15 protein-coding genes are annotated in these 14,497 nt (G+C 36.2%); 1 reads left to right on the plus strand and 14 read right to left on the minus strand.

Annotated features, from left to right (window positions below; translation table 11 throughout):
* Positions 1-62: 62 nt before the first annotated feature.
* The 12 genes from I7X29_RS02095 to I7X29_RS02150 all read right to left on the minus strand — a co-directional run bounded on the left by I7X29_RS02095 (position 63) and on the right by I7X29_RS02150 (position 11,884).
* Complete coding sequence (locus I7X29_RS02095; protein ID WP_198472621.1) at positions 63-1,517, minus strand: lipopolysaccharide biosynthesis protein; 1,455 nt, start codon at positions 1,515-1,517, stop codon at positions 63-65.
* A gap of 3 nt (positions 1,518-1,520) precedes the next feature.
* Complete coding sequence (locus tag I7X29_RS02100; protein WP_198472622.1) at positions 1,521-2,867, minus strand: tetratricopeptide repeat protein; 1,347 nt, start codon at positions 2,865-2,867, stop codon at positions 1,521-1,523.
* A 37-nt stretch (positions 2,868-2,904) separates the two neighbouring features.
* Positions 2,905-3,606: an SMI1/KNR4 family protein gene (locus I7X29_RS02105; protein ID WP_198472623.1), complete on the minus strand. Its 702-nt coding sequence runs from the start codon at positions 3,604-3,606 to the stop codon at positions 2,905-2,907.
* 19 nt (positions 3,607-3,625) lie between these two features.
* Entirely contained in the window at positions 3,626-4,687 is a 1,062-nt protein-coding gene (locus tag I7X29_RS02110) for a Fic family protein (RefSeq protein WP_198472624.1), read from the minus strand.
* A 22-nt stretch (positions 4,688-4,709) separates the two neighbouring features.
* On the minus strand, positions 4,710-5,150 hold the full coding sequence (locus I7X29_RS02115) for a GyrI-like domain-containing protein (RefSeq protein ID WP_198472625.1): 441 nt from the start codon (positions 5,148-5,150) through the stop codon (positions 4,710-4,712).
* A gap of 78 nt (positions 5,151-5,228) precedes the next feature.
* The gene (locus I7X29_RS02120; protein ID WP_009751164.1) at positions 5,229-6,719 is read right to left on the minus strand and encodes a hypothetical protein; all 1,491 of its coding nucleotides are present in this window, start codon (positions 6,717-6,719) and stop codon (positions 5,229-5,231) included.
* Between the two features lie 119 nt (positions 6,720-6,838).
* The gene (locus I7X29_RS02125; RefSeq protein WP_198472626.1) at positions 6,839-8,458 is read right to left on the minus strand and encodes an ABC-F family ATP-binding cassette domain-containing protein; all 1,620 of its coding nucleotides are present in this window, start codon (positions 8,456-8,458) and stop codon (positions 6,839-6,841) included.
* Positions 8,459-8,485: 27 nt separating this feature from the next.
* Positions 8,486-8,974: a DUF1877 family protein gene (locus I7X29_RS02130; RefSeq protein WP_198465965.1), complete on the minus strand. Its 489-nt coding sequence runs from the start codon at positions 8,972-8,974 to the stop codon at positions 8,486-8,488.
* 81 nt (positions 8,975-9,055) lie between these two features.
* Entirely contained in the window at positions 9,056-9,382 is a 327-nt protein-coding gene (locus I7X29_RS02135; protein WP_225879436.1) for a hypothetical protein, read from the minus strand.
* 82 nt (positions 9,383-9,464) lie between these two features.
* Positions 9,465-10,160 (minus strand): class I SAM-dependent methyltransferase, encoded by a 696-nt coding sequence (locus tag I7X29_RS02140; protein ID WP_198472627.1) that lies wholly within the window; start codon positions 10,158-10,160, stop codon positions 9,465-9,467.
* A 92-nt stretch (positions 10,161-10,252) separates the two neighbouring features.
* Positions 10,253-10,735 carry an Lrp/AsnC family transcriptional regulator gene (locus tag I7X29_RS02145; protein WP_002678948.1) on the minus strand — a complete coding sequence of 161 codons (483 nt, stop codon included), beginning with the start codon at positions 10,733-10,735 and terminating at the stop codon, positions 10,253-10,255.
* Between the two features lie 102 nt (positions 10,736-10,837).
* Complete coding sequence (locus I7X29_RS02150) at positions 10,838-11,884, minus strand: M14 family metallopeptidase (RefSeq protein ID WP_198465970.1); 1,047 nt, start codon at positions 11,882-11,884, stop codon at positions 10,838-10,840.
* Between the two features lie 369 nt (positions 11,885-12,253).
* On the opposite strand from I7X29_RS02150, the gene I7X29_RS02155 reads away from it, so the two are divergent.
* The gene (locus I7X29_RS02155) at positions 12,254-12,724 is read left to right on the plus strand and encodes a helix-turn-helix domain-containing protein (RefSeq protein ID WP_198472628.1); all 471 of its coding nucleotides are present in this window, start codon (positions 12,254-12,256) and stop codon (positions 12,722-12,724) included.
* A 444-nt stretch (positions 12,725-13,168) separates the two neighbouring features.
* Here I7X29_RS02155 and I7X29_RS02160 read toward each other — a convergent pair whose 3' ends face one another.
* Both I7X29_RS02160 and I7X29_RS02165 read right to left on the minus strand, forming a co-directional pair.
* Positions 13,169-13,840, minus strand: coding sequence for a hypothetical protein (locus I7X29_RS02160; protein ID WP_198472629.1), 672 nt, complete (start codon positions 13,838-13,840; stop codon positions 13,169-13,171).
* A gap of 74 nt (positions 13,841-13,914) precedes the next feature.
* Entirely contained in the window at positions 13,915-14,289 is a 375-nt protein-coding gene (locus I7X29_RS02165) for a transcriptional regulator (protein WP_198472630.1), read from the minus strand.
* Between the last annotated feature and the right edge of the window lie 208 nt (positions 14,290-14,497).

The raw sequence follows: 14,497 nt of genomic DNA on the forward strand, positions 1-14,497 counted from the left end.
GCTCTACAGTGGCTCTACAGTGGCTCTACTCTATACGAAAAGTGAATACAAGGACTAATTTACTAATTACTAAATCGGCGAATAAGCCTTATTAACTCCTCCGAAATTCCCAATTTAAGAAGAAAAAATACACTGAATCCCCCTACGAGTAATGATTTTAAGCTGATATTTACAAGAGGGTGAAACGGAAAGTCCCAAAAGAAGAAACCTCCTATGGCTACGATACCAAAGAGGGTGGTCTGTAACGTTTCTTTATAAAAAGGCTGTAAGTTGTATTTGCGATACACAAAAACCGACTTGAGTAGGTTATACGAACTAAAAGCGATTAGGGTCGCTAATCCCGCCCCATTGATGCCGTAAAGCGGTATGAGCCACATATTCATTAAAACAGTGCCTATGACCAAAAAAACACCCAAAAACAGTACGGTACGATAGTAAGGTGAATTGAGCAATACCGCATTGTTGAAGCCCACTAAGGCGTCCGATAGCTTTACTACTGATATTATGACAAGCACCGTGAGTCCTGTGCTGTAATCCTTATCGGGCAGAAGAGCGTAACACTGCTGGGCGTTCACGATGATAAGCACACAAATCACCATACTCACAAAATAAGTGTTCACAGTGCTGCGCTTATACAGGTCGGATAGCTCTTTTGGCTTGTTTTGATTCATAAATTGTGCCGTCAGCGGACTCACAATCTGGTATATACTCCTATACGGAATGGCAATTACCGTAGCTGTAAAAATGGCTACATTGTAAACCGCTATTTCGCCAATGGGCAAGTATTGGTTGAGCATAAACTTATCAATATCCATCAATACAGAAGCTACCGACCCCGATAAAATCACAAAAAGGCTGTACAAAAAGACTTCTTTCTTGTTCTTAGGCAATCCCCAAGCAAATTGGGGTCGGCGTACATAAAAAGCGAAAACGAACATCAAGAGCATACGCAAGGCATAGACCCAAAATACGCCCCATATCAGTTGGTGAAAGTCGATGAGCTGGAAATAAATGGCTAATAGCAGGAGCATCACCCCTACCCTATGGAATACCTCTTTTAGGAAATTGCCAAAGACAGTTTTTAGCTGTACACGCGTCCACGCATAAGCAATTTCAAAGTAAGCCATCGCTACGGAAGTGAGGAAGATGAGAAAAACGTAATCGCGCACTTCTTCGTTTTTAGCCGAAAGCCATTGCGCAATCTGTTCGTACCCAATTACCCCGACAAAGGTGGCAGGCATAATGATGAGCAAAGGCAAAAAGCAAAGCATCAGGTTGAATTGCGCTTGCTCTTTCTTATCTCGATAAGCAGTATAATAACGTACCAAGGTATTGTTCACCCCGAAGGCGATAAGAGGGGATAGAATGGTGGCGGTGGAAGTTACATAACTCACTAATCCGTACTGAGCTTTGGAAAGGAAGTAAGTAAACAAGAAAAGGGTGTTCAGTGCCCCTATGGCAAACCCTAAATAGGTAGCCACCACATTCTTAAACGATTGACGGAGCACTATCCCCATAAACTATTGTATTTTAAAGTTGAATTTGTGTTCAAAAAACGACTGCCATTCGGGAGCTTTAGTAACGCCCATTTGGTAATATTGTAATGCTGTATGCTCATCACCTACACCATAATAAGCTAAGGAAAGACGAAAATAATTGTTGAGTTCGTGTGGATAAATATGTACTATATCCGCTACAATAGGTAATGCATCTCCATATTTTTGAGTGAGGAACATCAAATCTACCCATTCAATAAGCGTATTATAAGAATAATCGCCATTTTGTACTGCCTTGCGATAGCCATATTCAGCTTCTTCAAGATTTTGGAATTCAAAATAATTTAATTCGGCATAGCGACGCCAATAATAAGGCTCATTAGGTTCAAAAGTGAGTACTTTCTGAATATATTTCAAAGCTTTGCTGTGATTATGGCGCAAGTAATAAAAGTCGGCTAAGGTAATCCACGCTTTGTCTAATTGAGGATCTTCATGAGTAGCTCTAAAATAATACTCTTCTGCCTTAGTATCATTATGCATTTTTTCATAGCAACGACCTATATGTAAATAAGCTAAAGCTGAAGGATCGTCTAAGGTAAGAGTAATCTTATAGTTTTCGATAGCTTTTTCGTAATCTTCCATCATTTCGAGCACACGAGCTTTCTCGAAATAAGCCCCCGTGAAAGTATCGTCGCTGATAATAGCGAAATCGAGGCAACGCAAAGCATTTTTGTAATCACCAATAGCCAAGTAGAGTCTGCCAAGATAATACCAAGCAACTTCACAATAAGGATTTTGGTCTAAGTAATGATTTAAGAAAGAAGTAGCTTCTTGTACATCACCTAAAACTTCATAACAGAATACTAACTGTTGTAGTGCTGTATAGTCCTGAGGGTCTTGTTCCAAACATTTGATAAAATAGTTTTTAGCATTGGTATAATCCTCTATATAGAGGTATTCCATTGCTATTAAGGCATAAATATTGGAAACATCATCAGTAAGAGTGAGGGCGTATTGCAACAACTCAATAGCACGGTGATGTTTGTTCATTTTAGAATACAGATTAGCCTGCTGTGCGTGTACTTCGGCATTCATAGGTTCAAGCACAAGCAATTCATTGAGAATTTCTGAAGCTTCCTCCAAGCGGTCTTCAAACACCAATTGCTCAGCATTTAGCAATTTCAGTGAAGACGCATCGGGGTGTTGCGATAATCCAATCTCTAAGGCACGTTTGGCTTTACTAATACGCCCATATTCTACGTAATATTCTACAATCTCCTCAAATTCATCAACGTCGAAAAAGAGAATGTTATTCTCTTTGAGCATTGATTCAAATTTGCTAACGACGTAGTTTTCTTCTTCTGGTAACATTTAATTTAGTTAAGATCTATGAGTTATGAGTTAAGAGTTACGAGTTGTTGTTGTTTCTTAATTCCTCAGGTATTATCCCCAATACCTTATACCACGCTTGGGCGTTCTCACAAGTGGGGTCTAAGCCTTTGCCTTTGGTATAAAAAGGCTCCCATTGCCAATCCTCACCCCCTGTACAACCGATAGCAGCGTAGTTCATCAGGAATTCCTTAAAGTTATCGGCTATATAAAGCCCGTGGTTCTCACTACCATCATGACTGAGATACACAACCTTACCATAGTTCTCTGGCTCTAACTCAATAGCGATGTAATCGCCGTTGCCTACTTGGTGAAAGGACATTTTATTATGCCAAACGCAATCATATTCGTTATTGTAATCGGGATATACCTCTTTTACCCAACCTTTGCGATCGTCCTCATAGTCCAAAAGCAAATCCAATCCAAAAAGCAACTGTCCGCGAAAGATTTCAACTAATTTATCAGGTAGAGAAATGTCTCCCTCATCCGTAATATCATTAATATCCCAATAAAAATCCAAATGAGCAGTGTTTTCTAAGAGTACTTCGCGGAAATGTGAAGGCAATGTATAGCCTAATTTTGCCTCTACGGCTTTGATTTTGTCCTCTGTAGCAGGTTTTTCTATCGTAAGAGGTTCTATCTCGCCACCAAGGTCTTCTATCTTTTCTAAAAATAGATTTAAGCGCTTTTTAAAAAGCTCAAAATTGAAAGTTGTTTTCATAATAATACTTATTTTAAGATTAATTGTTTGTTTTTACTTCCCAAAAGCCATTTCGCTTACCATTTTTGCGTTCGATAAGTCCTTTTTCTACCAGATTTGCTGTAATAGTCTTTACGGTACGTTCCGATTTTCCTATATGCTCAGCAATAATCTTTTGAGTAGCGGTAGGATTTTGTTGTAAGTATTGTAATACTGCCATTTCCTCCAAAGTGCAATTCAAAGTGCAAAATTTGCCCTTTGGAATTTGCTCTTTTGCACTTTGAAGTTCATCCCCTACTAATAAATACCTATTTTTAAGCTCGTTTCCCTCGCCTAAAATTAGGTTTCTAAAGAAACGTTCTATGTATTCAGTAGTTGCTGTTATCCCTTTAGTAAGGTTGTTGTAATTGGCACGGACTAAAGCGTTACGAAAATACCAAGAATGATAGGCAAAGGCTTCATTGCTCATCGCAAAGCCAAAGGTACGCAAATATTGAATCGTGAAAACCGCCGTTGTACGGGTGTTGCCCTCACCAAAAGGGTGTATTTGCCAGAGTCCTGATACAAATTTAGCTATGTGTTTGATAGCTTCCTCCACAAGCAAGCCTTGATAAGAAAAACGCTTTTCTTGCTCGAAATCATAATCCAAAGTCTCACGCAAATTGTGTGTACTGGCGTAGAGAACCGTGTCTCCACCGAGTACCCACTCCTTTTTGGTGATATTGTAGTCGCGCAATTTGCCTGCAAACTTGTAAATACCAGTGAATAACTTGCGATGAATGCCTATATATGCCACTGGGGAAAAGCTAAAAGCTGACTCGGTAAGCAGTTCAGTGATGTGCGCCGAAACTTTGTCGGCTTCCTCAGTGCGCTCTTCTCCCTGCTCGTGGCGTACTGTCTTGGACTGATAATAACTATCAATGAGGTGCTTAGCCTCCTCCATAGTAATATCCCCCTCGATGTGTTGCTTAGCTGTTTGCACGAGATAATCCGAAGGTTTCAATCCGTCTACCGCCTGCAAGCCAATAGCTGTCTGCCACGCCTCACCTTTTTCACGACGATGGGGTTCAGTTTCCCTTATATATTGCTCGAAGTCATTCATTTTGCGACATTTCTACTTCTTATTAATCCTTTACACCTATAAAAATATCTACTTCGGAGGCATCCCCTTGCTGAGACTTCTCGGTGTAGCGCTCATAGTCATATATATAAGTGCGATTGAGCGTAGCGTCGTTGTCCCAGATATGTTGCCACATTGCACCTACTGCCTGAGGCATTGTGCCTTTGGCTACAAACTTTTCAAAAGTTTGTTCAGGAAATTCCCTACCTTCTAAGCCGTCGGGAATCGTGCTGAGCGTGGTAACTTCCACCCCTATCATACAAGTGTAAGGCTCGGTATAGTCCTTTTGGTAATCGGTGTAGATGCTGTAAATGGCATCGCTTACCTTATTGGGTATTTTTGCCAAAAGTTGCTCGCTAAAAAAGCGTTGCCAAAGGTTCCCGATGTCCTGCATCGCTTGTCCGTTCTGATTGGTAGTGCGTACACTGATTCCTATGATTTTCATTTTTTATATGATTAATTCTTTGTCGTTTTTCCTCGTTTAGTTTTTTCTATAATTATAGACATTTTGGATTTTTAGAATTTATCTTATAAAATCTTTACCTATTTCCTTTTTAACGGTATTAAAAATTTCAGGATTATTCATTTCTTGCCAATTGTATTTTAAATACTTAGTTCGGTCAAAGTTATTGTTTTTCCTCGTATAAATCCAAATGAAATCTTTATCGCATATAACTATCCTATTGGCATTTAATCTAAGAGCATACGATTGTGCTTGCTGAAAAGTTTCTTCTAGTTCTGCATTAGATTTGATATAAAACTTTGTTTCTAATATCATTTTGCCTTTCTCATAACCTTTTTGGGTTTCAGCAAAGAACACATAATCAGGAAAATTGCGCTCTCCTCGTCCCATTCTTACAGGAAGCTGTCGAACCCAATCATTTTCTGAATAATTAAGGTCTTTCAGAAAAGGTTCTACTATTTTAACCTCTACTTCTCGTTCGTTTTTGCAATCTTTATTAGGAGTAAAGTTGGCAGACGAGAGTTTAGGTAACCGAGAAATATCCTCTCCCTTTTGTTCTAGTATTTCTAAAATACGAGTATAGTCCTCATTATGAAGTCTTGTACCATTCACTCCTTGAAAGTTCTTTCGAACAATTGGAAGTCCCTTTAAATGCTCATCTGTTTTTATTTCAGCAAGAGTAATAGGTTTAATATGTTGGATATGCCCTAATGTTATACTTCCATAATAATGGAAAAAAGGGTCTCGGACACCATCATTTACAGCTCTACAAACAAATTCAATACTGCTTTTGGGAGAAAGACAATACATAAGGATAATATCTCCTTTCAAAGTATCTTGATTGCCTTGCCAAAAATAAGTTGTTTCTTCTTTGGCTTCTATTAAATAAGGATAATCATCTTTTGCTCCACCACATAACCAAATATTAGTAGGTTTAGGCAAGATTTCTTCTTTTTCTTTCCCAATAAATTTAGGGGCAAAATCATAAAGGAAAGCACATAGTTCAAATATGGTAAGGTTATTTTGTTTTCTAAATTCATTCCAAAGTTTACAAAATTCTAAGTAGTACAAAGCCCTTTCTCTTTTGTCTTTTCTTAGAGGAACTTTTGGTAGTTCAACATTAAAAGTATCTGCTATTTTCTGTAATTTAGAAAAATTCATAAAAAAGAAGTAAGGAATATATAGGGGGGCTTCTATTTCTTCTTCTTTTAAATTAAATAAAGCTAATGATAAAGGTTCAATAACTGAAATGATAAATTCATATTCTTTAGGATAAAAAATATCAAACTTTTCTTCTTTTTCATCATCAAAACCTTTTAATCCTTCTTCTAAAATATATAAGTAAAGGTCTTTTAGCTCTATTTCATTAGGAATCTCTGCATAATCTATAATATCTATTAAGATATTTAGATAATAATCTAAATTCTTATTTTTATCAACAGCAAATTTAGAAAGAATATCATCTAGATATCCTTCCTCAAAAAGCTTAATCACTTCTTGCCCTTCTTTACTCTCTTTATAGTTGTTCCAAATGAATTGATTTAGTTCCATATGGTTTTATTTTTTGGTTTTTAGCTGAAAAAAACTCTGGCAAAGCTCATTTTAATCACCTTTTTGTGCCATAAACTTTGCCAAAGTGCTGTGATTAACCATTAATCATTAATAATTAATCATTGTTTGTACATTTTTTCGCGGAGTTCCTGAATATTCTTGTCATCCATATACTCATCAAAGGTCATATAGCGGTCTATGATACCATTGGGGGTAAGCTCAATGATACGATTGGCGACGGTTTGCGAAAATTCGTGGTCGTGGGTGGTGAAAAGCACGGTGCCTTTGAAGTTTTTCAGCGAGTTGTTGAAGGCGGTGATGCTCTCCAAATCCAAATGGTTAGTAGGTTCGTTGAGCATTAGCACATTGGCACGCAACATCATCATACGGCTGAGCATACAGCGCACTTTCTCGCCCCCTGAGAGCACTTTGCAGTTTTTAAGGGCTTCCTCGCCACTGAAAAGCATCTTACCCAAGAACCCTCGTACATATACTTCCTCACGCTCTTCCTCTGTTTTTGCCCATTGGCGCAACCAATCCACTAAAGAAAGGTCTTGGGTGAAGAAATCAGAGTTATCCACGGGCAGGTAAGACTGTGAGGTGGTAATACCCCACGCAAAGGTACCCGCATCGGGCTTGAGGTTGCTGTTGAGAATCTCATAAAAGGCAGTGGTGGCACGTGAATCCTTAGAAATCACGGCTACTTTGTCGTCTTTGGCAAGGTTGATGTCTACATTTTGGAATAATACCTGTCCGTCGATAGAGGCAGCGAGGTTTTCCACGTGTAGGATTTGGTCACCCGCCTCGCGGTCGCGGTCGAAAATGATGGCAGGGTAACGACGAGAGGATGGTTTGATTTCCTCGATATTGAGTTTCTCCAACATCTTCTTACGAGAGGTCGCCTGCTTCGATTTTGCCACGTTGGCACTAAAGCGCGCGATAAATTCCTGCAACTCTTTGGCTTTCTCTTCCGCCTTTTTGTTCTGTTGCGCACGCTGACGGGCTGCCAACTGACTACTTTCGTACCAGAAAGTATAGTTACCCGAATAATGGTTGATTTTCCCGAAGTCAATATCGGAGATATGGGTACAAACGGCATCAAGGAAGTGGCGGTCGTGGGAAACGACAATCACCGTATTGTCATAGTTTGCCAAAAAGTTCTCCAACCAACCAATGGTCTCAAAGTCAAGGTCGTTGGTAGGCTCGTCCATTATGAGTACATCGGGGTTACCAAAGAGCGCCTGTGCCAAAAGCACTCGCACCTTGAGCTTACCGTCCATTTCGGACATCATAGTGTAGTGCATATCTTCGGTAATGCCCAAATTGGAGAGCAGGGCTGCCGCATCACTCTCAGCATTCCAGCCGTTCATCTCATCGAACTGTATTTGTAGCTCACCGATGCGTTCGGCGTGTTCATCGGAATAGTCGGCATAGAGGTCGTCCATCTCTTTTTTGACTTTGGAGAGGACTTTGTTGCCCATAATCACGGTGTCGAGCACAGTATAGTCGTCATAAGCGTAGTGGTCTTGTTCGAGCACCGACATACGCTTGCCCGGTTCCAGGATCACACGCCCCGAAGTAGGTTCTTGCTTGCCTGAAAGGATTTTGAGGAAAGTAGATTTGCCTGCTCCATTGGCACCGATGATGCCATAGCAGTTGCCTTGAGTAAAGGTTACATTGACCTCATCGAAGAGGACGCGCTTGCCGAATTGTACGGATAAATTGGATACTGATAACATTGTTAATGATTAATGTTTAATGATTAATTAAAGATCTACGGTAAAAATAGTATTTAATTGGTTTTTCAAAGCATATTTATAAAAATCTAATACCCCTTTGCTCCAACTCAACAAATAGTTAAGTTCTTCCTCGTTTTTAGTATATGAGTAGTCTGAGGGAATTTTGTCAAAATTTTTTTTGATAATCTCTTGTAGATTATTCTCTTCAAGATAGTCTACAATTTTTTGAATATTATCGAGGTCATTCACAAATATTATACAATCATTATGATCCAATAATAAATAACCTCCAAAAACAATATTAGGAGCTATTCCCTCTTCTTTATACCAATCTCCCTCACAAAGACAATAGTGAATGCCTTCCCACGCTTTATCTATCTGATAACTTTTGGGTGTACCCAAGAGATTTTCTTCAATAGTGTTGAGCATATAAGCATACATCTTGTCATCATCTTGTTCTGCAATAGCATCTACCTGCTCATCACTAAGTGCATAAAAAACGCCTAATCGTGCCATATTGTTTATTCTAAAGTTTAAAAAATGCAAAAGTACGGAATATTTGTAAGATATGGAAATAGTTGCCTATGTATAAGAAATTTATTCTCTTAGTTCTCTCTCCATTTTTCTTACAAAGCGGTGGAGCTCTTTGCTCTTATAAAAATCAAAACAATCCAAACAAATAAGGTTTGCCTTAGGATCTGCCATTTCATTCTTTAATAGTCCGCTGGGAAACTCAAACTGTGTATTTTGGATCACGAAATCCTTTGTCTTTTCTAAACCCTCTAACCCATAATGAAAAAATACAACCCCATCTATATGGTCATTAGGAAATCGAAAAGTGCTGTCTATTCGATTGTAATTATGCTCCATACATAAGTAGAACGCATATTTTTTGAGTAGTTTTATACGATCTCTTTTTGTCAAATCTGGTAAGGTAGGCTTACAAGAAGACAACAAAACAACTATAATAAGCGATATTACTTTGATAATTTTCATAAGCTACTATTTACTTCTCAGCAGTTACTATCAGTGCCATTGATTTTCCCTTATCAAAAGAATCTTTTTTGAAATTACCATATAGGTTGATGGCTTGAAATCCTATTTTGGTGAGCCATTGGGTGAGTTCGTGGGCGAAAATAGGTTGTAACAGTTCTTCATTTTCTATGGTATCGTCTAAAATAGTCTTGAAACGGATTTTTCCTTCCTTATTGAGATAGTAAAATCGCTCAAACTTCACCTTATCGTTGGCTATCAAGGGAAGATTACCGAGGTAATCGCCTTGTTGCTGGGCTAAATACTTTTCAAAATTGACCAATTGCAGGACGAGTTTACCCCCTTGAGTGAGTTGTCCATAAGCTTTTTGCAAAAAGAGCTGTACGGAGGCCTTACTATCCAAATGAGGGAGCGTATTACCGATACAAACAATGTTATCAAAGGTGGAAAGCTCATCAATAGTAAGCATATTGCGCTGTTGTACAGTAATGTCTTTTTCGGCAGCTTTGGCAATCAATCGCTCACTGAGGTCAATAGCGGTAACTTCGTATCCTTGTGAGCTTAGGTAAGCGGTAAGATTGCCGGTAGCAGCACCTACATCGAGGACAGTATGCCCTCGAAGTTCATTCGCAAAAAATGTTTGGTGAGCTGGAGATAGTGGAAAGATAAAGTCGTATTTTTCTGCAATTTTGTTATAGAATTTTGACATAATAAATAATAGATTTTTAAATAATGAAATATTTTTATAATAAAAGAGCTGCCTATTTTAGGTAGCTCTTTCAAAGTTGTTTAAATACTATTTTATTGTAATTCACGGAAAGCTTTATGCAATAGGCGACGCTTGTCGTTGATAGATTCTTCCATAGAAATCATAGTTTCGGAACGAGCGACTCCTTGGATATCATCTATCATATATATAACTTCCTTGGCATGCTTGGTGTCACGAGCACGGATTTTGCAGAAGATATTGTATTGCCCTGAGGTAATGTGAGCCACCGTTACAAAAGGAATTTCTTCCAAACGTTCTAATACAAATTGAGCCTGATGATTACGCTCTAAAAAAATTCCTACATACGCTATAAAAGTATAGCCCAATCGTTCATAATCTACTGTGAGTGTAGAACCTTTAATGATACCAAGTTCCTCCATTTTTCGTACTCTTACGTGAACAGTCCCCGCTGAAATTTCCAACTGCTTGGCTATCTCAGTAAAAGGGGTTCGAGTATCATCAATCAACAGATCTAATATTTGATGATCAGTTTCATCTAATTTGTATCTCGCCATCTATTATATTTTTATAATTTACTCAGCGCGCAAAGTAAGTATTTTATTTTGAATTATCCAAATAAAAAGACTTATTTTTTACATTTTCTGTATTACTTTGTGTTAAAGCTTTTGTAAATCTAAACTATTTTCAATAGAACTTTTATTGATAGGAGCATTAAGATATTTAGATAGGGGTATTTCTTTATGCCCATATTTAGTGGATAAATCACCAATTTCAACAATATAAGGGACAAACGAGATTTGAGTATTTTCTAAAACTTCTTTGTAAAGAATACCTACATCATTACCACTATGTGTATCATCACGCAAAATAATATCATAAAAACATTTGTCGTTTTCCGGTATATTGAAGTAATCTGCATAGTTTACATTTGTAATATAAGAAGTAGCGATGTAATCTAATGCTGTTAAAATAGCTATTGCTATATAAGATCTTGTGTGTTCACGGTTGTAATCATTAGGGTAATGTCCTGCTTCAAAAAGGATTGTAGGTGTACCTAATGAAGTATATTTATCTCCAGTACAGTTGATATTAAAACTATCGTCAAAACGCGCTATTTGATTAGGTATATGATGTTGTAAAATGCTATTCATTACAACAATTAGCTCCATTGCTTTCTGTCGTACTTCGTTGATATTACGTTCTTTATTATAAGCAGGAGCTAAGAAAGAAACTGTGGCTGGAAATGGAGTTCGTCCTACACTGAAAATAGTTCGTTGATCGTGCAGATTAAAGCAATAATCAGGCTGTACAAGGTCATAAGCTTTACGCAAACACTTGCTTTCAGGCTGTGTTAGCTCGTGAGCATCACGATTGAGGTCAATATTGTTGAAGTTTACACGTGTAAACAATTTAGCTCCGTCGGGGTTTAGCATTGGGATACAATAGATACTCAATTCGGATAAAATATTAGCTGTTTTAAGTTTTAATAATACATCAAAAAAAGCTTTAGTAGTAGTAGATTCATTACCGTGCATTTGTGACCAAAGTAATATTTTTTTATTACCTTTACCTACTCTATACAAGTTAATGGGAATACCTTTAACAGAGTTTCCTAAGTGAATAATTTCATCAAAGGGATATTTATCTAAAAGAGGAATAATCATTTGATAGGTAATATAACGTCCTGAAAGTCTTTTTTCCATTTATATATATTTTTTGAGGACAAAAATAAGAAATTTTTAATAGATGACAATTATATATATGTAAAAACTTAAACATGAAGATTTTTACAAATGTAATCTATAATTACATTTACATAAAATAGCATTAACCTAATGGATTTTTACAGGTGTAATCACAATAAAAACAAACATTTTTTAGTAGAAAATCTCTCATAAAGGTACTATAGGAAATTTTTATAGTTTATTCATTAATTGTTGTAAATAAATTAGTTATGTAAATTAAACAAATTAATACTTCAGTAGTTGGGAAAATATTATTGTTTTAAATTTGTATATCTCAAAATATTGATTTACATTTGTACATTCTTAATAAAAATGATATAAGTTATAATGTTAAACACATCAGACTTTTCTATTCGCTTACAACAAGTGATGGATTATTATGGATTGAATGCAGCAGCTTTTGCCGATACTTTAGAAATTCAGCGTTCAGGAATATCACATCTTCTATCAGAACGCAATAAGCCGAGTTTAGATTTTATCTTAAAGCTTATAGAAAAATTTCCAGAGGTGGATATGTATTGGATAACTCAAGGAAAAGGAACATTTCCTCGTAAAGAGGATAAAGAAGTTTCCGTACCTAAAAAAGTACAACAACCTGACTTATTCAGTGATATTCCAGAAATAGAAATGGAAAGTCCCTCTCCTACTCTATCCTCTCCTATTAAAGAAGAAAAAAAAGTTAGTTTAGATAAAGAAGTATCTTTATCATCTTCTATAGTAAATAATACTGTAGGAAAGAAAATTAAGCGTATTATCTTTTTTTATGAAGATAATCATTTTGAAGTTTTTGATAGTTAGATGCAGGAAAAAGCCCCAAACAAGCCCCATACATTTTAAGAAGTTAGGCGTAATTAGTTGATTATCAAACTAATTACGCCTATTTTGTAGCGGGAACTGGAGGGGGTATACTCACTTCATATCCTGCAAATAATTAGCTATCAGTTGTTATTCTCTCTACAAAAAGAAGAATTTATAATGTAATTGACACAAAATAGACACAGTATTCCAAGTACTTTACTTCACAAACAAAGGTTTTGTTTCTCTCTATCTTTATATATCTATTTCTTTTATATGTTTTGTATGCAGTATAATAAAAAGAATATAAATATAAGAAAATAAAGCAATTACGTTCTGAATTTTTACATACAAATCTGCATACAAATCTTTTTGCATACAAATCTTTTTGTATGCGGAGCAAAAAAATCCACCTAAATGGAGGTAAACCATAGGTGGATTTTTTTATTATTGTAAGTCTAACACAAATGTTTGACAATTTGCATTAACTGAAAATCTTTTATAATCGTAAGGCTGAGTATCATCTACACTATTATACAAACTTATTTGATGACTTAAATAATTAGAGCTGGTAGACCCTACCGTAGGAATTACAACAATTTCAACACTCTTTCCTTTTTCCAGTAAAACTTTCTCTGAATCAGTATCTATACTTATATAAATAGATTTATTTAATTTATTGTTTATATCTACTGCTGACATTTGGTCTACATTAGTAATTTCATAATTAGCTACCAATCCTTTTTTAAGAGTTACTTTATTTTGGTTTTTAGCTATTTCTTCCACATTACCCAGACAATGGTCATTAAGAGCTTGAATATAATACTCTCTTTCTTCTAAGTTTTTTAAGAGAACTTCTCCCTTTTCATCGGTTACCCCACTGGCTACCTTGTTAGTTCCTTTTTGCAAATCCTCTGCCGTTTTGTAAAGTGTAACCGTTATTCCTGTAATAGTTTTTTGTTCTGTTATACTTATATTAAAAAGAGCTTTTGCAGTATTAGGAGCATAAATAGCTTTTACTTTTAGCTCTATTACTTGATTGTCGTTGGTGTCGCTCTTGCTACAGCCTGCTATCATAGCTACCGCTAAGAATAGCACTAAAAATACTTGTTTTTTCATCGGTTTATAAATTTAAAAATTACTATGGCGCAAATATACAAAAAATTATTCACTTATTAATTTTTTTTGTTATTTTACTTCTTTATTTTCTCTTCCATTAGTGATATAATCTTATCCTTCAGACCAGAGTTTTCTTGAGTAAGTCGTTTATTTTCTTTTTTTAGTTCTTCATAATCTTTAGGAACATTTATAGTTTGATTTTGAGTAATAGTACTACTTACATTATTAAGCGCTTGTTGTACTATTTCCTCTTTTCTCAACATTTCGCCCTCTCCTGTGAGAAGCCAGTGTAGATTTATTTCTGGGTATTTAGAGTAAATTTTCTCTATACTTTCTGCTGAAAGCCCACTGTTTTTGTCTAAAATACCATTAGCAAGCCCTGTCTCTTTATAAAATTTATTTTTGCTAAGGTTTTTATAATCAATAAATTGCAAAATTCTTTCTTTCATAACTGAGAAAAATATCTATAAAAATTTGGGAGTTTAGAAAAATAGCTATACTTTTGTACCCGAAAAAGTAACACTAAAAGCGTCACTAATAATGGTAATCATATTTAGGCGACAAATATACGAACTATTTTTGAGACACAAAAATTAAACCTAAAAAAAACAAAAAAAGCCCCGCCACTTTGGGCAGAGCCTTTTTAGGAACTATTTA

The organism is Capnocytophaga periodontitidis (assembly GCF_016126015.1).
GTDB lineage: Bacteria > Bacteroidota > Bacteroidia > Flavobacteriales > Flavobacteriaceae > Capnocytophaga > Capnocytophaga periodontitidis.

Coding starts and splice junctions, on each gene's coding strand:
- I7X29_RS02155 (WP_198472628.1), top strand. CDS start 12,254: ATGTTAAACACATCAGACTTTTCTATTCGCTTACAACAAGTGATGGAT.
- I7X29_RS02095 (WP_198472621.1), bottom strand. CDS start 1,517: ATGGGGATAGTGCTCCGTCAATCGTTTAAGAATGTGGTGGCTACCTAT.
- I7X29_RS02150 (WP_198465970.1), bottom strand. CDS start 11,884: ATGGAAAAAAGACTTTCAGGACGTTATATTACCTATCAAATGATTATT.
- I7X29_RS02145 (WP_002678948.1), bottom strand. CDS start 10,735: ATGGCGAGATACAAATTAGATGAAACTGATCATCAAATATTAGATCTG.
- I7X29_RS02165 (WP_198472630.1), bottom strand. CDS start 14,289: ATGAAAGAAAGAATTTTGCAATTTATTGATTATAAAAACCTTAGCAAA.
- I7X29_RS02115 (WP_198472625.1), bottom strand. CDS start 5,150: ATGAAAATCATAGGAATCAGTGTACGCACTACCAATCAGAACGGACAA.
- I7X29_RS02105 (WP_198472623.1), bottom strand. CDS start 3,606: ATGAAAACAACTTTCAATTTTGAGCTTTTTAAAAAGCGCTTAAATCTA.
- I7X29_RS02160 (WP_198472629.1), bottom strand. CDS start 13,840: ATGAAAAAACAAGTATTTTTAGTGCTATTCTTAGCGGTAGCTATGATA.
- I7X29_RS02110 (WP_198472624.1), bottom strand. CDS start 4,687: ATGAATGACTTCGAGCAATATATAAGGGAAACTGAACCCCATCGTCGT.
- I7X29_RS02140 (WP_198472627.1), bottom strand. CDS start 10,160: ATGTCAAAATTCTATAACAAAATTGCAGAAAAATACGACTTTATCTTT.
- I7X29_RS02125 (WP_198472626.1), bottom strand. CDS start 8,458: ATGTTATCAGTATCCAATTTATCCGTACAATTCGGCAAGCGCGTCCTC.
- I7X29_RS02100 (WP_198472622.1), bottom strand. CDS start 2,867: ATGTTACCAGAAGAAGAAAACTACGTCGTTAGCAAATTTGAATCAATG.
- I7X29_RS02120 (WP_009751164.1), bottom strand. CDS start 6,719: ATGGAACTAAATCAATTCATTTGGAACAACTATAAAGAGAGTAAAGAA.
- I7X29_RS02130 (WP_198465965.1), bottom strand. CDS start 8,974: ATGGCACGATTAGGCGTTTTTTATGCACTTAGTGATGAGCAGGTAGAT.